The sequence below is a fragment of the Mycobacterium sp. genome, from assembly GCF_035274705.1.
Classification (GTDB): domain Bacteria; phylum Actinomycetota; class Actinomycetes; order Mycobacteriales; family Mycobacteriaceae; genus Mycobacterium.
The window spans coordinates 1-17,627 of record NZ_DATENY010000001.1; the positions used below are offsets into that span (position 1 = coordinate 1).

The window sequence follows — 17,627 nt, forward strand, 5'->3', positions numbered from 1 at the left end:
TACTTCACGATCGGTAAACAGGGCCCGGACGGGATGGCCGAGGTGCACGGGCGCCTCGATGCCGAATGCACGGCCACCCTTGAGCCGATCATGGCCAAACTCGGTGCGCCCGGCATGTGCAACCCCGACGACGAAAACCCGCGCGTGGACGGCGAACCGTCCGACGACCTAGTTCACGGTGATCTGCGTTCACAAGGTCAGCGCCATCACGATGCGCTCAAAGCGATCGGCCGGGCGGTGTTGGCATCGGGCAAGCTGGGTGATCTCAACGGGTTGCCGTGCACGATCATCGTGACGACGACGTTGCAGGATCTCGAGGCCGCCGCCGGAGTCGGTGTCACCGCCGGCGGCAGCCTGCTGCCCATGCGCGACATCATCCGCCAAGCCTCCCAAAGCCACCACTACCTGGTGGTCTACGACAAACACGATCCGCAACAGCTCTACTGCGGCCGGGCGAAACGCTTCGCCACCCCCGGGCAGCGCATCGTGCTCCACGCGCTGGATCGCGGCTGCACCCGACCCGGCTGCACCGCACCGGGCTACTGGACCCAGGTCCACCACGTCGACGGCTGGGATGCCGCCCATGGCCAAACCAACATCAACACACTCACCCTGGCCTGCGGACCCGACAACCGGCTGATCGAACAAAGCGGCTGGACCACCCGAAAACGCAAAGACGGCACCACCGAATGGAACCCACCACCCCACCTGGACACCGGCCAAACACGAGTCAACAACTACCACCGTCCCGAGCGGTACCTCATGCCAGAAGAAGACGACGAGGAAGGCGGTTCCTAGGCTTCGATCTCGCCGGCGACCTTGCGCTCGATGCTGGCGCGCGTCGTCGCTGGCAACACGATGAGCCCGTCGAGTTCCTTCTGCGCACGGGCGTAGGCGTTCTGCCGCTCCTGCGGCGTCGCCCCGCTGTCGGACGCCAGCCGCAGCAGATGCTGGGCCCGCTCCAGGCGTTCCTGCGCCTCGGCGGAGAAGTCGCTGCGCCGCCGGCGGATCGCCTCCGACTCGGCGACGTCGAACGCAGCGACGTAATCGCCGACCGCGTCGCGGTATCCGAGCTGGGCGTCCCTGTCCCCGAGGATGTCGTCGACGGTTTCCGGACGCAGCATGTCCGCTCGGCTCCTGGCCTTGTGGAAGGCGACGGTCAGGGGATCGCGCATATCCGTCATCAACGGAAAGTCGAGCAGTTTGGCGATGTCGATCTCGTAGTCCAGCCAGCGCGCGTCGGTGCGGTCGTGGCGCTGCAGCACCTTTGTCATCTCGCGGCGATACGCGTCCTTGTTGGTGCGCGCCCGGCCTGACGCCTCGGCCAGCGCGACCTTGGTCTCCTGCTTGATGCGGTATCGCTCGAGCCGCCGCTGCGCCCGGTGCTCATTGGCCACGACGACCGCTCGCACGGCTCCGCCGATCGCGCCCATGAACGGGAAGATCAGCCACCAGAAGTGGCCCGCGAACTCAAACATTGGCGCCACAAATCCAGCATGCCATCACGCCGAGGCTGTCGCGGAAATCGCCTGCGCGATAAGGTCGGCGACCGCCGCGGGATCGGTGAGCATCCGCAGGTGGTCCCAGTCGCGGCGGGCCACCCACCAACCACGCTGTTCCGCCTCGTCGGCCGCGTCATCATAGGAGGCACTGAACCGCAGGTATCCCCACCGCCGGCCTAGGCGGCGGGTCACCGGCGACGGCTCCTCGAAGTAGGCCAGCGGCAGTCGTGGGATCTCGGCAAGGAACTTGCGCCGCAGCGCCTCGTCGGGCACCAACTCCTCGATCGCGCCCGGCGGGAACCACTCGTTCCACGGCGGTAGCACGCCGCCGTCGGCCATGCCGCGCAACTGCTCGCGCAGCGGTTGCGGCGCGGTGTCGAACCAGCTGAGACCCGGGCGAGGCAGCTGCGCGTCGACGAACACGGCCCGCACGGGTCCGACGACTGCTTCGGCGATCGCGGGCACCAACGCCCCTGCGGCACTGTGCCCGATCACCACCACCGACCTGCCGTCGCTGACACCGTGTGCGGCCGCGGCGGCAAGCCGCTGGTAGAACGGAGGACCCGCCGACACCACCTTCGTCAGATCGGGTACCACACACCGAAACCCGTTGCGCCGCAGCCTGTCCGCAGCTTGCGCCCACGTCGCCGGCCCGACCACCGGGCTGTGCACGAACAGCAGCGTTGGTTTCACAGTCCGATTCGTCGGTAGCGTGTCAATCGGGCCGAGAACCGCTGATCGGCGGGCGCCGAACGCAATTGATGCAGCTCGTTGGCGATCGTGGCCGACAGCCGCTGGGTGAACTCCATCGGCTCATCGGCGGCGTCGGGATATTCCGGGACGATCGCGTCGACGATGCCGTGCCGCAGCAGGTCGGCCGATCGAATGCCTTGGGCCGCAGCTAGTTCCGGAGCATGGTCGACATCGCGGAACACGATCGCGCTCGCGCCTTCCGGTGGCAGTGGCGCTAGCCAGCCGTGCAGCGCGGCCAGCACGCGGTCGGCAGGCACCATCGCGAGCGCCGGCCCGCCGCTGCCCTGACCGAGCAGCACCGACACGGTCGGTGTGTCCAGCGTGACGAGCTCGGCCAAACAACGGGCGATCTCACCGGCGAGTCCGCCCTGCTCGGCCTCGGCCGACAGCGCTGGCCCGGCCGTGTCGATGACCAGCACCAGCGGCAGCTTCAGCCCAGCCGCAAGCGCCATGCCGCGGCGCGCCTCCCGCAGCGCCGCCGGCCCCACCAAGCCTCCGACGACCCGCTGCTGGCCGAGCACGACCGCGGGCTGTCCGCCGAACCGCGCCAGCGCCAGCAGCATGGTGGCGGCCTCACCGCGCTCTGTCCCGGACAACAGCACCCGCTCCGTCGTACCGTGCCGCAGCAGATACTCGACGCCGGGCCGGTCCGCGCGACGCGACGCCTCCACTGACTCCCACGCGGGTACGTCCGGAAGCGGCCTCGGCTCGGGCGCCGGTGGTGGCGGCTCCGGCGGGTCGGCGACGACCGTGAGTGCCCGATTCAGCGTGGAGCGAACTGCCTCGAGCGGCACCACTCCGTCGATGACACCGTGCCGGTGCAGGTTCTCCGCGGTCTGGATGCCGGCGGGAAACGGTTCACCGTAGAGATGTTCGTAGACTCGCGGGCCGAGGAATCCGATGAGCGCGCCCGGTTCGGCCGCGGTGACGTGGCCGAGCGAACCCCACGACGCGAAGACTCCGCCGGTGGTCGGATGCCGCAGGTAGACCAGATAGGGCAAATGCGCTCGCTTGTGCAGTTCGACCGCCGCCGCGATCTTGACCATCTGCAGGAACGCGACGGTGCCTTCTTGCATGCGGGTGCCGCCGGAACTCGGCGAGGCCAATAGCGGCAGCCGCTCGGCGGTGGCGCGCTCGACGGCGGCGGTGATCCGCTCGGCGGCAGCGACTCCGATCGACCCGGCCAGGAAGTCGAATTCGCATGCCACCAGCGCGACGCGGCGGCCGAACACCATCCCCTCGCCCGTTATCACCGACTCATCAAGGCCGGTGGCCTCGGCGGCGGCGGTGAGGTCGCGGCTATACGCATCATCCGTTGCCGTGACCAGCGGTGCGCTGTCCCAGCTGAGGTACGACCCGTCGTCCAGTACGGCGTCACGTAGCTGGAGGGCACCGATCCGGCTCACATGTCGAGGCTAATAGGGTTGCGGCATGATTGGTGTGACCCGCGACGGCCACGTGATAACCCTGGAACTGCAGCGTCCGGAACGACGCAACGCGCTCAACAGCGAACTCGTCGACGGCCTCCGCGAGGCGGTCGAGCACGCGGCCGAACAGGACATCCGGGCCATCGTGCTCACCGGGCAGGGCACCGTCTTCTGCGCCGGCGCCGACCTGTCTGGCGACGTGTTCGCCGCCGACTTCCCCGACAAGGCGATCGCCTTGAACAAGGCGATCGATGCCACGCCGGTCCCCGTCATCGCGGCGATCAACGGACCGGCCATCGGTGCGGGGGTGCAACTGGCCATGGTCTGCGACCTCCGCGTCGTCGCGCCCGAGGCCTACTTTCAGTTCCCGATCGCGAAATACGGTCTCGCCCTGGATAACTGGAGCATCCGGCGGCTGACGTCGCTGGCCGGCTACGGTCGCACCCGCGCGATGCTGCTGGCCGCCGAGAAGCTCACCGCCGACGCCGCGCTGCAGACTGGGATGGCCAACCGCATCGGCACACTCGCCGACGCCCAGGAGTGGGCCCAGGAGATCTCCGAGCTTGCCCCGCTGACCCTGCGGCACGCCAAACGGGTGCTCAACGACGACGGCGCCTACGAGGAACAAGGACAGGTCCACAAAGAGTTGTTTGACAAGGCGTGGGGTAGTCAAGACGTCATCGAGGCACAGGTCGCGAGAGTCCAGAAGCGGCCACCGAACTTTCAAGGAGTCTGATGGTGGTGCGTGCGGCCCTGCGCTTCGGGTTCGGCACGGCTTCGTTGTTGGCCGGCGGCTGGCTTGTGCGCGCGCTGAGCGGCACACCTGCCTCGCTGGGCGCGTCGCCTGCAGAGATCGAAGCCGTGGCGAAACGGTCGCCGCACTTTCAGGACGGCACGTTCGTCAACGTCGACCCGCCGTCGGGGGTCAAGCTCGATACCGAGGAACGCCGCATGTTGATGCGCGAACTCATCGGCATCCACACCGTCGGGCGCCCGCCTGGGCCGATCCCGCTGGCAGTGCCGTCGCCCGCCGATGCCGCACCGGCGCGCCTGGCGGTGAGCTGGTACGGGCACTCCGCGGCGCTGATCGAGGTCGACGGCTACCGGGTGCTGGCCGACCCGATCTGGAGTCAACGGTGCTCGCCGTCGCGGACCGTCGGGCCGCAGCGCATGCACGAGGTGCCGCTGCCGCTGGAGGCGCTGCCCGCCGTCGACGCGGTGGTGATCAGTCACGATCACTACGACCACCTCGACATCGACACGATCATCGGCCTGGCCCGCACGCAGCGCGCACCGTTCGTGGTGCCACTCGGCGTCGGCGCGCACCTACGTAAGTGGGGGATACCGGAGAGCCGCATCGTCGAACTCGACTGGAACGAAGGCCATCAGATCGGCGACCTGACTCTGGTGTGCACCCCGGCTCGGCACTTTTCCGGTCGCCTGTTCACTCGCGACACCACGCTGTGGGCGTCGTGGGTGATCGCCGGCCCGCACCATCGGGCCTTCTTCGGCGGCGACACCGGATACACCAAGAGCTTCACCGAAATCGGGGTGGATCACGGGCCTTTCGACCTGACGCTGCTGCCGATCGGCGCCTATCACCCGGCATGGCCGGACATCCACATGAACCCAGAAGAAGCGGTGCGCGCTCATCTCGACATCGCGGAGGCCGGCTCGGGCCTTCTGGTGCCGATCCACTGGGCGACGTTTCGGCTGGCGCCGCATCCGTGGTCCGAACCGGTTGAACGGCTTCTGGCCGCCGCGGACCCGGCGCATGTACGGGTGGTGGTCCCCAAGCCAGGCGAGCGTGTCGATCCCGACACGGCACGTGATTCCTCGGCGTGGTGGCAGTAGTAGGTCGTCTTCGATCTCGTCGCACAGGCGCCGTATAACGCCGCTCTGTGACGGTTAGCCGTTACGGTGCAAGGCATGAATGCAGTCGCGCGGGTCGCGGTCGTTGCGTTGCTGCTGATCGCGGGCTGCAGCTCGGACAAGCAGGCCCTGCCTGTGCCATCCGACGTGCCGCCGCCGCTGGTGCCGGCGATGCCGCTGCCCGACAACGCCGTCGACAACGCGGTGAAGAAGCTCGACGGCATGGCGGACGAGCTGATGAAGAAGTCGGGCATCCCCGGGATGGCGGTCGCGGTCGTTCACGGCGGAAAAACCGTGTACGCCAAGGGTTTCGGGGTCAAAGACGTGCGCAGCGGTGAAACGGTGGACCCAGACACTGTTTTTCAGCTCGCGTCCCTTTCCAAGTCGCTGAGTTCGACAGTCGTCGCGCACCAGGTCGGCGTGAACGCGATCGGATGGGACACGCCGATCGTCTCCAAGCTGCCGTGGTTCGCGCTGTCCGACCCGGCCGTCACGAACATGGTCAGCGTCGGCGACATGTTCGCGCATCGCTCCGGCCTGCCCGATCATGCCGGCGACACGCTCGAAGACCTCGGCTACGACCGGCGCTATGTGCTCGAACATCTTCGGCAGCTGCCGCTGGATCCGTTCCGAATCTCTTACGCCTACACCAACTTCGGATTGACCGCGGGTGCCGAAGCGGTCGCGGTGAGCGCAGGCAAGACGTGGGAAGACCTCGCCGACGACGTGGTGTTCCGGCCGCTGGGCATGGCGTCGACGAGTTACCGGTTCGCCGACTACGAAGCCCGTAAGGACCGCGCGGTCGGCCACATCCACATCGACGGCCGCTACGAACCGCGCTATGTCCGCGAACCCGATCCCGAAGCCCCCGCGGGCGGGGTCAGCTCCTCGGTGAACGACATGACCCGATGGCTGGCAATGGTGCTGGCCAATGGCAGCCACGACGGCAAGCAGATCGTCGACTCCAAGGCACTCTTGCCGGCTGTGACACCGCAGATCGTTTCGAGCGCTGCCACCGAGCCCGCGATGCGCTCGGGCTTCTACGGATACGGCTTCAACGTCGGCTCGACGTCGGCGGCCCGGATGGAGCTCAGCCACTCCGGGGCGTTCGAACTGGGGTCGGGAACCAATTTCGTCATCCTGCCGTCGGCCGACGTGGCGATCGTCGCGCTCACCAACGCCACACCATCCGGTGTGCCGGAATCGCTTACCGCCGAATTCGCCGACCTCGTCCAGTTCGGTGAGGTCCGCGAGGACTGGTACAAGCTCTACAGCGACATCTTCAAGAAGATGGAGCAGCCGACGGGTTCGCTTGTGGGACAGAAGCCGCCGACCAATCCCGCGCCGGCCGCGCCGTTGGCCTCCTATGTCGGCACCTACAACAACGACTACTGGGGCCCGGCGCGCATCACCGAGAAAGACGGAAGGTTGCAGCTCGCTCTCGGGCCCAAGTTGACGGTCCCGCTCGAGCACTGGGACGGCAACACCTTCACGTTCAGCTTCGTCACCGAAAACGCGCCGCCGGGAACGATTTCCAAGGCCACCTTCGACGGCAACAGGCTCACGCTCGAGTACTACGACAGCTTCGGAACGTTCACCCGATGACCGTCGTCCTAGCCGCCGGTCTCACAGACGCCGAAGTCGCCCAGCGTGTAACTGAAGGCAAGACCAACGACGTGCCGACCCGCGCGGCGCGCAGCGTATCCGAGATCGTCCGCGCCAATGTGTTCACCCGGATCAACGCCATCCTCGGGGTGCTGCTCGTCATCGTGTTGTCCACCGGTTCGATCATCAACGGCGCGTTTGGAATACTGATCATCGCCAACAGCGCGATCGGCATCGTTCAGGAGCTGCGCGCAAAGCAGACGTTGGACAAATTGGCCATCGTCGGACAGGCGAAGCCGTTGGTACGCCGGCAATCCGGGACGAAGGCGTTATTGCCCAGCCAGGTCGTTCTCGACGACATCATCGAACTCGGGCCAGGGGATCAGATCGTCGTCGACGGCGAAGTCGTCGAGGAGAGCAATCTCGAGGTCGACGAGTCACTGCTGACCGGCGAGGCCGACCCGATCGACAAGGATGCGGGCGATACCGTGATGTCGGGCAGCTTCGTGGTCGCGGGCAGCGGGGCCTACCGCGCCACCAAGGTCGGCCGCGACGCCTACGCCGCCAAGCTCGCTGAGGAAGCAAGCAAGTACGCGCTGGTGAAGTCCGAATTGCGTAGTGGCATCAACAAGATCCTGCAATTCATCACGTACCTGCTCATCCCCGCAGGCCTGCTCACCATCTACACCCAGCTGTTCACCACCGACGTCGGATGGCGCCGCGCCGTGCTTGCGATGGTCGGCGCGCTGGTGCCGATGGTGCCCGAGGGATTGGTGCTGATGACATCGCTCGCGTTCGCCGTCGGGGTCATCCGCCTCGGCAGGCGACAGTGTCTGGTCAACGAGCTGCCCGCCATCGAGGGGCTCGCCCGTGTCGACGTGGTGTGCGCCGACAAGACCGGCACGCTGACCGAAAACGGTATGCGCGTCTCGGATCTCAAGCGGCTCGACGAAGGTGCCGTCGGCGACATCCTCGCGCAGCTCGCCGCCGACGATCAGAGACCCAACGCGAGCATGCAGGCCATCGCCGAGGCGTACAAGATGCCGCCCGGTTGGGCGCGCACCGCGGTCGCGCCGTTCAAGTCGGCCACCAAGTGGAGCGGCGCGTCGTACGGCGAGCACGGTAACTGGGTGATCGGTGCCCCCGACGTGCTGCTCGAACCCGGGTCGGCGGCTGCCGAACAAGCCGAGCAGATCGGAGCGTTGGGCCTTCGGGTGCTGCTCCTCGCGTCGAGCGATTTGCCGGTCGACGGCGCCGACGCGCCGGGTGCGGTCACACCGGTGGCGCTGGTCGTGCTCGAACAGCGTGTCCGCCCCGATGCCCGCGATACGCTGGATTACTTTGCGGCCCAGAAGGTCTCGATCAAGGTGATCTCGGGCGACAACGCGGTATCGGTGGGGGCGGTGGCGGGAACGCTCGGCTTAGAAGGTCAGACACTAGACGCTCGGCAGCTGCCAGAAGACCAAGAACAGTTGGCCGCCACTCTCGACGAGTACACGACGTTCGGCCGGGTGCGGCCGGACCAGAAGCGCGCGATGGTGCATGCGCTGCAGTCCCGGGGTCACACCGTGGCGATGACGGGCGACGGCGTCAACGATGTGCTGGCGCTCAAGGACGCCGACATCGGGGTTGCGATGGGCTCGGGCAGCTCGGCATCACGCGCGGTAGCTCAGATTGTGTTGCTGGACAACAAGTTCGCCACGCTGCCGTATGTCGTCGGCGAGGGCCGTAGGGTGATCGGGAACATCGAGCGAGTCTCGAATCTGTTCCTCACCAAGACCGTTTACTCGGTGCTGCTGGCGGTTCTGGTGGGATTTGCAGGCCTGGCCTCCAAGCTGTTCCATTCTGATCCGCTGCTGTTCCCGTTCCAGCCGATCCACGTCACGATCGCGGCGTGGTTCACCATCGGCATCCCGGCGTTCATCCTCTCGCTGGCCCCCAACAACGAGCGGGCGCAGACCGGTTTCGTACGGCGGGTGATGACGTCGGCGCTGCCGTCGGGGCTCGTGGTCGGCACCGCGACGTTCATCTCATACCTGGCCGCTTATCAGGGCCGCGAAGCAAGCGCGGCTGAGCAAACGCAGGCGTCGACAGCGGCGCTCATCACGCTGATTGTGACCGCGATCTGGGTGCTGGCCGTCGTGGCGCGGCCCTACCAATGGTGGCGGGTCGCGTTGGTCGCGGTGTCCGGCCTGGCCTACGTCGTGATTTTTGCCATCCCGCTGGCGCAGAAAACGTTCATGCTGGATACCTCGAACGTGGCGATGACATCGATAGCGCTGGGAATCGGCGTGGCCGGAGCAGCGATTATCGAGGTCGTTTGGTGGGTACAGGGACGGATTCTCGGAGAACGCCGACGCCTCTGGAAGCAGTTGTAGGGTAAGGCCATGGGATTTCTGGACAAACTGAAAGACCTGGCCTCGAAGAACAAGGGCGCGGTCGACAGCGCGATCGACAAGGCCGGCGACATCGTCGACCAGAAGACGCAGGGTAAGTACACCCAGCAAGTCGACAAGGTGCAGGACGCCGCCAAGAAGGCCGTGGACAAGACGCCTCCGCAAGACTGACGTATGGCCAAACTTTCCGTCTCCGTCGACGTACCGCTGCCGCCGGAGAAGGCGTGGGAGTGCGCCTCTGATCTGTCCCGGTACAAGGAATGGCTGAGCATTCACCGGGTCTGGCGTAGCAAGCTGCCCGAAACCCTCGAGAAGGGCACGGTCCTCGAGTCCATCGTCGAGGTCAAGGGCATGCCCAACCGGATCAAGTGGACCATCGTCCACTACAACCCGCCGGCGGCGATGACGCTCAACGGCGACGGCAAGGGGGGCGTCAAAGTCAAGCTGATCGGGAAGGTCAAGCCCGCCAAGAACGACCCTGAGGGGTCGACGGTCACGTTCGACGTGCACCTCGGCGGGCCCGCGTTGTTCGGCCCGATCGGCATGGTGGTCGCCGTCGCGCTCAAGGGTGACATCAGGGATTCGCTGAACCGCTTCAAGTCGGTCTTCGCGCCGGCCTAATCAGCGCGAGAAGACGCAAAAGGCCCCATTCTCGCGGCGTGTCGGGGACTTTTGCGTCTGCTCGCACGCCAGTGGGAGAACTGAACAGCACGACATACTCACGTTTCCGATCCGGTGCTCGATGCCACCGATGCGGGATGTATTTCGACCGCCGCCCGCGTGGTCAATGCGATCGACTGGATCTGCTGCGCTCCCAAGGGATTGATTGCCGTGGAAGACATTCCGCAAGCCGAAATCATCCGCGGGTCGATGTGGTGACAGCGTCAGTGATCGGGGTATCACCCGAGATCAAGTCGAACGTGTGACCGGCGGTGGCGGGCGTGTCCAGAACCGCGAGCAAGACAGCTGCTACGTCCGCGCGGGGGATGTCGCCGCGCCCGGTGTTGTCCGCAATCTGTACTCGCCCCGTTCCCGGATCGTTCGTCAGGTGACCTGGCCGCACGATCGTCGACTTGAGTCCCTTCCGTGCTCGGACGTTGTTGTCGGCAGCGCCCTTGGCCCGCAGGTATGCCACGAACACTGGGTCGCCGGCGCCGTCTCGCGCCTCGGCGTCCGCACCCATCGCTGAGATCATCACGTAGCGGCTGACTTTCGCCGCCTCGGCGGCATCGGCCAACAGGATCGCTGCATCGCGGTCGACTGTCTCCTTGCGCGCGGCGCCGCTGCCCGGGCCCGCACCGGCGGCGAAGACGACGGCGTCGGCGCCGTCGAGGTGTGACGCGATCTCATCGACCGAGGCGCTCTCCAGGTCAACCACCAATGGCTGCGCGCCCGCGGCTTCCAGGTCTGCGGCATGGTCGGGATTGCGGATGAAGCCGGCGACGGAGTCGGCGCGTTGAGCGAGAAGCCGTTCCAGGATCAGGGCGATTTTGCCGTGCCCACCGGCGATGACGACGCGCATCAGGCCGTGAACACCTGTGAGTCATCGGCGAACGCCTTGAACTCCAGGGCATTACCGGCGGGGTCGAGCAGGAACATCGTCCACTGTTCTCCGGTCTCTCCCTCGAACCGCACGTATGGCTCGATGACGAAGTCGACGTTCGACGCCCGGAGCCGATCGGCGAGCTTGTGGAACTCGGGAATCGTCAGGATCAGCCCGAAGTGGGGGACTGGAACGTCGTGGCCGTCGACCGGCATGGCCAGGTGAAAGCGCGGGATCGGAGAGTCGAGAACGCTCATGTCGCAATGCTACGGATGTCATTGCAGGCGAGCGCGCAGCTCCCGTTTGAGCACCTTGCCGTAGCTGTTCTTCGGCAGCTCGTCGATGAACTCGTAGCGTTTGGGTCGCTTGAACCGCGCGATGCGTTCAAGCAGGTGAGCGTCGAGCTCAGCCGCCGAGGCCGAGCCGACGATGAACGCGACCACGACCTCGCCCCACTCCTCGTCGGGCGCGCCGACGACGCATGCCTCCGAAACATCCGGGTGTCCGACCAGTACCTCTTCTACCTCGCGCGGGTAGATGTTGCTCCCGCCGCTGATCACCACGTCCTTGGAGCGGTCACGCAGCGTCAAGAACCCTCTCGCGTCGAAGGAACCCATGTCGCCGGTGTGCAGCCAGCCGTCCGTCAGCGTCGCCGCAGTAGCGTCGGGGTTCTTCCAATAGCCCGACATCACAACATCGCCGCGGCAGACGATCTCACCGATCTCGTCGATCGCGGCAGGCGTGCCGTCGTCCCGCAGCACCGCGACATCGACACCGGACCGCGCGTAACCCACCGACCCCAGAATCGCGTCGTCCCCGCCGACGTGATCGGCTCGACGGAGACCGGTGATCGTCATCGGCGCTTCACCCTGGCCGTAGAGCTGGACGAAGATCGGCCCGAACGCCGCCATCGCCTTCTTCAGGCTGTCGACGTACATCGGGCCGCCGCCGTACACCGCCGTCTTCAAATTGCGTGGACGCGGCCGTCCGGTTTGCACCAGACGCTGCACCATCGTCGGTGCGAGAAAGGCGCTGCAGCCGGGGTGATATTCGCAGAGGTCGAGGAACTCGTCGGGTTCGAACCCGCCCGACGCAGGCACCACCTGCCGCGCGCCGCGCAGCACATACGGCGGGACGTACAGGCCCGAGCCATGTGACATGGGCGCGCCGTGGATGAGGCTGCAGTTCTCGTCGGGCGCATCGAAGTCCGCTAGATGAGACAAGGTCATCGCCATCAGGTTGCGGTGCGACAGCATCGCGCCCTTCGACCGGCCCGTCGTTCCGCTGGTGTAGAACAGCCACGCCAACGTCGCCGGGTCGGTGTTCTTCGGCGGCGTCGACGCCGTTGCACCGAAACGGCTCTCGTAGGAATCCGACCCGATGGCCTCGATTGGAACCTCGGTCAACGGCCCTAGTCCCGCGGCGATCTTCGCCGACGCGAATACTTGCGTCACGCCGGCGTCATCGAGGATCTGCTCCATCTCGCGTGGATGCAGCTTGTAGTTGATCGGGACGAACACCCGCTCGGCCGCCCAGATCGCATACATCAGCTCGACGATCTCGGGGCAGTTCTCGCTCGCGACGGCGATGCGTGCGCCGGACGGGCCGAGCTGACTGATCGAGGATGCCAGTCGCAATGCCCGATCCCGCAGTTCGCTCCATGTATTACGTTGGTGTTCACCGAGATACAGTGCGCCGCGATCACCGAAACGGTTGGCGGCCTGGTCGAGCAGGGCGAACAGGTTCAACGGGCAACCCACTCCGATGTGAGCGCGAAGTCCGACAGATACTTCGTCGAACTCCAGCCACCATCGACGACGATGGTCTGCCCGTTGATGAAGCTCCCGCCGTCAGAGCACAGGAACGCCACCGTGCTCGCGATGTCGTCGATCGTGCCCAACCGTGGATACGGCGTCATCTCGGTATTCATCTTGCGAAACCGCTCATCCTCGAGGCGAGTGGCCACCATCGGGGTGACGGTCACGCCGGGCGCCACTGCGTTGCAACGAATTCCCTGCGGCCCATACTGGCAGGCAATATGCGTGGTCAGCGCGGTCAGGCCGCCCTTGGCCGCGGAATAGGCGCCGCCCCGCAGCCCACCCACGACCGCGAATGTCGACGTCACGTTGACGATCGCCGAGCCGGGCCGCATGTGCGGCAGCACGTCACGCGCCAGCCGGAACGGCGCTCGCAGCATCAAACCCAGGAAATGGTCCAGGCTTTCGTCGTCGGTCTCGTGCAATGGCTTGGGGCTGCCGACGCCTGCGTTATTGATGAGGAAGTCGATGTGTCCCCACCGCTCGACCGCCACGTCGACGATGCGTTGCGGGGCATCGTCCGCGGTGAGGTCGACAGCAAGTGTTGCGACCCGCTCGGGATCATCGATGGCCTTCTCCAGCTCGGCCAGCCTGGCTTCGTCGCGTCCGGTTCCGACGACGGCCATTCCCATCTCCGCGAGCTTCGTCGCGCATCCGAAACCGATGCCGCTGCTCGCGCCCGTCACAATCGCTACCTGCATCTCACACGTCCACCTTCGTCAGCGCCGCCCGGATCTGATGCTTCAACACCTTTCCGGCGTCGTTCTTCGGCAGGGCGTCCCACACCACCACCTGCTCAGGGACCTTGAACTTGGCCACGCCGTGCGCATCCAGCACCTCGCGCAGCGCATCGACGTCGGGGCCGGGCTGGTCGGACATGACGAGCACGGCGCAGGCGCGCTCGCCTGTGCGCTCGTCGGGCAGTCCCACGATCGCGATCTCGGCGATGCCCAGGCGGCTGACGAGGATGTCCTCAACCTCTTTCGGGGAGATGTTCTCGCCGTTGCGGATGATGATGTCCTTGGCGCGGCCGGTGACGACGAGATACTCGTCATCCACCCATTGACCGAGGTCGCCTGTGCGGAAATACCCGTCGGCATCGAACGATTCGCGCTCATCCTCCGAGTGCAGATACCCGACCAGCATCTGCGGCCCCTCCGCCCGTATCTCGCCCTCGATCAGTCTGACGTCGGCGATGCCGGGGCGCCCGTCCGTGTCCGCCGCGTGCTCGATATCGTGCAGCGCGCCCACGGTCATGACGGGGACCTCCGTCGAGCCGTACACCCGTGTCACCGCTGCTTGCTCGAAATATGCAGCGGATTGGCGGATCAGCGACGGCGGCACCGACGCACCGCCGCAGATGAACACCTTCAAGTCCGGCAACCGTGTGCTTGCGCGCTCTGCCGCGGCCAACAGTCCGGTCAGAAACGGTGTGGCGCCCGCCATGTGCGTGCAACGCTCGGTCTGCATCATCGCGACGGCGTCGTCGGCGTCCCAGCGCTCCATCAGCACCGCCGTCGTGCCCAGCAGCAGCGGACACTCGAACGCGTAGATCGAACCGCCGATGTGCGCGATCGGCGAAGGCACCAGGAACTTGTCGCCTGGAGAGACCAGCCAATGTTCGCCGATTTGACGGATCAATGCGTGAATCGAATTATGGGTGTGCAGAACGCCTTTGGGCCGTCCGGTCGTGCCCGACGTGTACAGGATCATTCCCACGGTATCGGGATCGAGCACCGGTAGGCCGACCGTCGGCGGCTCGGTGAACAGTGACCGGTACGACGTGTGCCCGCGAACGTTCCGTACCTCTCGACTTCTCGGTGTTTTTTCGAGCGGTACGGAACGTTCGCGGGCACGCAGCAGGACGACCTCGGGTGGTGAGGCGATCTCGGCGGTGACTCGGCCAAGCATCGACGCGTAGTCGTGTCCGTGAAACTGCTCGGGAATGAAGATCATCCGGCTGTCCGCGTCGGACAGGATGAACTGCAGCTCACGGTCGCGCAGTGACGGCAGGATGGGATTCACCACCATGCCCGCCAGCGTCGCGGCAAGGTAGATCACCGCAGCCTCATGCCAATTCGGCAGCATGAATGACACCACGCTGCCGGCAGGCATTCGCGCCATCAGAGTCTGCGCGAGCGTGGTCGCCTGCTGATGAAGATTCTTGCAATCGAGCCGAATATCGCCGTCCACCAGCATGATTCGCTCAGGCGTGTTCGACGCGGCGTCACGCAAGGAGTCGGCGAGCGTGGTGCGGACCCATAGCCCACGCCGGTACGCGTCGGCCGTCCGTTGCTCGTCGATCCGCATCGTCAGACCTGACCCTTGACCCGGCGCATGGTCATCGAATGCCGGTATCGCGACGCGGGATGCGTGTTGATGGTGACCTGGGCGACCTCGCCGTCGGACGTCCTGTACGTGCGCTGCATGGCCAGCGCGGCGCTGCCGGCGTCGACCTTGAGGCCCCGGGCCAACTCCTGGGACGTGACGATCGCAGAGATTTCTTGATGCACTTCCACAATGCTCACGCCGAACAAGTCCTCGATCAACGGGAAGATCGCACCGGAGTGGCGGTGCAGTAGCCGGCCAACCGCGGCGAATGCGCGGTTGATGTAGTACTCGGTTCGGCAGACGGGTGCGGATGTGCCGTCCGCCTGCCGGTAGCCGCGCACGGCCAGCCACTCGGAGCCGACCGCCAGCCCCGTTCGGGCGGCGAGGTCGTCGTCGATCGTCACCATCGCGTTGGATTCGATCTCGAATTGCGCACCGGATGCGAACGCGAGCAGGTCGTTGATCGACATCACGTCCTGCGCATACGAATTCGTCGCGCGCCGGGGAACCACGAGCGTGCCGGCACGAGGCCGCGATGCGACGAGGTTGTCCTCGCGCAGTCGCCGCAGCGCCTCCCGAACGGTGTAGCGGCTGACCTCGAACCGCTCGCACAACTCGTGCTCGGTGGGCAGTTGCGAGCCGACCGGGTAGACGCCGTCGACGATCTCCTTTCGCAGCGTGCGCGCGACCTGAAGGTACCGGTGGTCAGCCGGGCTGACCGTCATCTCTCGACCCGGCGCAACGCCAGCACGCTTCCGTCGCCGTCGGCCGAAACGTAGAGGGTGCCGTCCCGCCCGATCGTGATGCCGGCGAACGGTCCCTGCGGGCCGGAGAACGGCGGCATGCCCTTGAGCGGTTTGGGTTCCACGCCGGGCGGGGGACCCACCGGTAGTCCCGACGCGATCGTGATGCGGGACTTGGTGTCCAGGTCGAACGCGATCACTTCCTTGGCTCCGACGTCGACGATGTAGAGCCGGCCGCCGGCAACGAGGATGCCCTGGGGGCGCTGCAGCCCGTCAACCACCGTGTCAGCGCCCGAGCCGGTCAGCCGCACGACGCGCCCGGCGCCCGACTCCGCCACCAGCGGGGCACCGTCGGAGGCGATCGCCACACCCACCGGGTCGTGCAAGCCCGACGCGAGCACATCGACATTGCCGGACCGGACCGACAGCACCCGTCCGGTGCCAAGTTCAGCGAACACCACCCCATCGCCGCCGATTGCGACGCCGTACAACTGGTCGAATCCATCTGCGAGAACCTCGCTTTCGGCGGCTGCAGGCCGGTACCGGGTGACCTGCCCGCCGGAGGTCGTCACGACGAACTCGCCGGCACCGGCGGCGGCCAGGCCTCGCAGAAAGCCCGGATAGCCTGCGGAGAACAGCATTCCGACCGTGCGCAGCGACCCGTCGTCACCGACCGCGTAGAAGTAGGTGCCGTCGGCAACGTACAGGGTGTCGTCGTCGCCGACCGCGAGATCCAGCGGCCAGTTCAGCCCGCCCGCCAGCAGGGTACGCGTCTCGCCGCCGCCGAAAATCTCGCTGATTTCGCCGGTGAAGTTCGAGACGAACAACCGGTCGCCGACGAACGTCAGGTTGTCCAGCCCCGGATTGAGCTGCGCCAGTACGGTCTGCGAGCCAGTGCGCGGATCGATGCGCAGCACCTGCCCGCTGGCCACCTGCGTGGACACGATGTAGCCCTCGGAGTCGAACTTCACCGAGTCGGGCACACCCAGATCACCCGAAACACGCTGCGGCTCACCGCCGTCCGGGTCGATCCGCCAGATCTCATTGGCCGTCATCAGCGGGAAGTACAGCAGCCCGTCGGGGCCGACCTCCATCGCATTGGGCGACGGCAGGTTCTCAGCCAGCATGCGCGGCGCACCGCCATTGCGGTCGAGTTCCACCAGCCGCCCGCCCTCGCGGCATTCGCCGATGAACAACCGTCCGGCGTGCACGGTGATGCCGTTCGCGCACGGAAGGTCGTCGCGCAGCACACAGGTGCGGCCGGCCGTATCGCGCACGCTGACTCGGCCGTCCATGACCTCGGTCGCATAGAGGTTTCCGCTCGGGTCGAACGCGACGTCGTCGGGAGCGATGATGTCGCCGCCCTTCGGGCTCACGGTGTCCAGCTGTCCGGTCGCCAGATCCAGGGCGCTGATCTGGCTGCCGGTCACCTGCGCGACATAGATGCGGCCGTCGGGCCCGGTGCGCAACCCGTTCGCACCGAACAAGCGGCTCGGTGCGGTAAGCCGCTCGAGGCGCCAGCCCTCGGCGACGGACGGATTCGCGGCCGGGTACCGGGACTGAAGGACGGATGCAGTCATGACCTCGGACGTTAGCAAGGAGACTTAGTCCAGACAATAGTTCGCATTGCATATCGAC

The 17,627-nt window shown here is 66.2% G+C and carries 17 protein-coding genes and 1 pseudogene; 8 read left to right on the forward strand and 10 right to left on the reverse strand.

What is annotated here, in order from left to right; translation table 11 throughout:
- The coding region (locus tag VJV41_RS00005) for an HNH endonuclease signature motif containing protein (RefSeq protein ID WP_325329802.1) at nucleotides 1–798 on the forward strand (798 nt) is incomplete at its 5' end.
- Here the strand turns inward: VJV41_RS00005 and VJV41_RS00010 are convergent.
- Genes VJV41_RS00010 through VJV41_RS00020 form a run of 3 tightly spaced genes read right to left on the reverse strand, consistent with a single transcriptional unit; the run spans nucleotide 795 to nucleotide 3,661 of the window.
- Nucleotides 795–1,478, reverse strand: coding sequence for a hypothetical protein (locus tag VJV41_RS00010; RefSeq protein ID WP_325329856.1), 684 nt, complete (start codon nucleotides 1,476–1,478; stop codon nucleotides 795–797). The two genes, VJV41_RS00005 and VJV41_RS00010, sit on opposite strands and share 4 nt — an antisense overlap.
- A 24-nt stretch (nucleotides 1,479–1,502) precedes the next feature.
- Nucleotides 1,503–2,195: an alpha/beta hydrolase gene (locus tag VJV41_RS00015; protein ID WP_325329804.1), complete on the reverse strand. Its 693-nt coding sequence runs from the start codon at nucleotides 2,193–2,195 to the stop codon at nucleotides 1,503–1,505.
- Nucleotides 2,192–3,661, reverse strand: coding sequence for a carboxyl transferase domain-containing protein (locus tag VJV41_RS00020; RefSeq protein WP_325329806.1), 1,470 nt, complete (start codon nucleotides 3,659–3,661; stop codon nucleotides 2,192–2,194). Before VJV41_RS00020 ends, VJV41_RS00015 begins: the two co-directional genes overlap by 4 nt.
- Nucleotides 3,662–3,686: 25 nt before the next feature.
- On the opposite strand from VJV41_RS00020, the gene VJV41_RS00025 reads away from it, so the two are divergent.
- The 7 genes and pseudogenes from VJV41_RS00025 to VJV41_RS00055 form a co-directional block, all read left to right on the forward strand.
- Nucleotides 3,687–4,418: an enoyl-CoA hydratase gene (locus VJV41_RS00025; RefSeq protein WP_325329808.1), complete on the forward strand. Its 732-nt coding sequence runs from the start codon at nucleotides 3,687–3,689 to the stop codon at nucleotides 4,416–4,418.
- Nucleotides 4,418–5,536 carry an MBL fold metallo-hydrolase gene (locus tag VJV41_RS00030; protein ID WP_325329810.1) on the forward strand — a complete coding sequence of 373 codons (1,119 nt, stop codon included), beginning with the start codon at nucleotides 4,418–4,420 and terminating at the stop codon, nucleotides 5,534–5,536. Before VJV41_RS00025 ends, VJV41_RS00030 begins: the two co-directional genes overlap by 1 nt.
- 75 nt (nucleotides 5,537–5,611) lie before the next feature.
- On the forward strand, nucleotides 5,612–7,159 hold the full coding sequence (locus tag VJV41_RS00035) for a serine hydrolase (RefSeq protein ID WP_325329812.1): 1,548 nt from the start codon (nucleotides 5,612–5,614) through the stop codon (nucleotides 7,157–7,159).
- Nucleotides 7,156–9,537: a cation-translocating P-type ATPase gene (locus VJV41_RS00040; RefSeq protein WP_325329814.1), complete on the forward strand. Its 2,382-nt coding sequence runs from the start codon at nucleotides 7,156–7,158 to the stop codon at nucleotides 9,535–9,537. The genes VJV41_RS00035 and VJV41_RS00040 overlap by 4 nt, the downstream gene beginning before the upstream one ends.
- A 9-nt stretch (nucleotides 9,538–9,546) precedes the next feature.
- Complete coding sequence (locus VJV41_RS00045; RefSeq protein WP_325329816.1) at nucleotides 9,547–9,726, forward strand: antitoxin; 180 nt, start codon at nucleotides 9,547–9,549, stop codon at nucleotides 9,724–9,726.
- Between the two features lie 3 nt (nucleotides 9,727–9,729).
- A complete protein-coding gene (locus tag VJV41_RS00050; protein WP_325329818.1) occupies nucleotides 9,730–10,176 on the forward strand; it encodes a type II toxin-antitoxin system Rv0910 family toxin in 447 nt (148 codons plus the stop codon).
- A 93-nt stretch (nucleotides 10,177–10,269) separates the two neighbouring features.
- Nucleotides 10,270–10,434, forward strand: a pseudogene (locus VJV41_RS00055) (dihydrodipicolinate reductase); the annotation flags it as partial.
- Here the strand turns inward: VJV41_RS00055 and VJV41_RS00060 are convergent.
- From VJV41_RS00060 to VJV41_RS00090, 7 genes are read right to left on the reverse strand one after another with little or no spacing between them, the layout of a single operon-like run.
- Entirely contained in the window at nucleotides 10,412–11,077 is a 666-nt protein-coding gene (locus VJV41_RS00060; RefSeq protein ID WP_325329820.1) for an NAD(P)H-binding protein, read from the reverse strand. The pseudogene VJV41_RS00055 and the gene VJV41_RS00060 sit on opposite strands and share 23 nt — an antisense overlap.
- Complete coding sequence (locus VJV41_RS00065) at nucleotides 11,077–11,355, reverse strand: hypothetical protein (RefSeq protein WP_325329822.1); 279 nt, start codon at nucleotides 11,353–11,355, stop codon at nucleotides 11,077–11,079. Before VJV41_RS00065 ends, VJV41_RS00060 begins: the two co-directional genes overlap by 1 nt.
- Before the next feature lie 18 nt (nucleotides 11,356–11,373).
- Complete coding sequence (locus VJV41_RS00070; protein WP_325329824.1) at nucleotides 11,374–12,846, reverse strand: long-chain fatty acid--CoA ligase; 1,473 nt, start codon at nucleotides 12,844–12,846, stop codon at nucleotides 11,374–11,376.
- A complete protein-coding gene (locus VJV41_RS00075) occupies nucleotides 12,843–13,616 on the reverse strand; it encodes an SDR family oxidoreductase (protein ID WP_325329827.1) in 774 nt (257 codons plus the stop codon). Before VJV41_RS00075 ends, VJV41_RS00070 begins: the two co-directional genes overlap by 4 nt.
- Nucleotide 13,617: 1 nt before the next feature.
- A complete protein-coding gene (locus tag VJV41_RS00080; RefSeq protein WP_325329829.1) occupies nucleotides 13,618–15,225 on the reverse strand; it encodes an AMP-binding protein in 1,608 nt (535 codons plus the stop codon).
- 2 nt (nucleotides 15,226–15,227) lie between these two features.
- Nucleotides 15,228–15,971: a GntR family transcriptional regulator gene (locus VJV41_RS00085; RefSeq protein ID WP_325329831.1), complete on the reverse strand. Its 744-nt coding sequence runs from the start codon at nucleotides 15,969–15,971 to the stop codon at nucleotides 15,228–15,230.
- On the reverse strand, nucleotides 15,968–17,569 hold the full coding sequence (locus VJV41_RS00090; protein WP_325329833.1) for an SMP-30/gluconolactonase/LRE family protein: 1,602 nt from the start codon (nucleotides 17,567–17,569) through the stop codon (nucleotides 15,968–15,970). Before VJV41_RS00090 ends, VJV41_RS00085 begins: the two co-directional genes overlap by 4 nt.
- Between the last annotated feature and the right edge of the window lie 58 nt (nucleotides 17,570–17,627).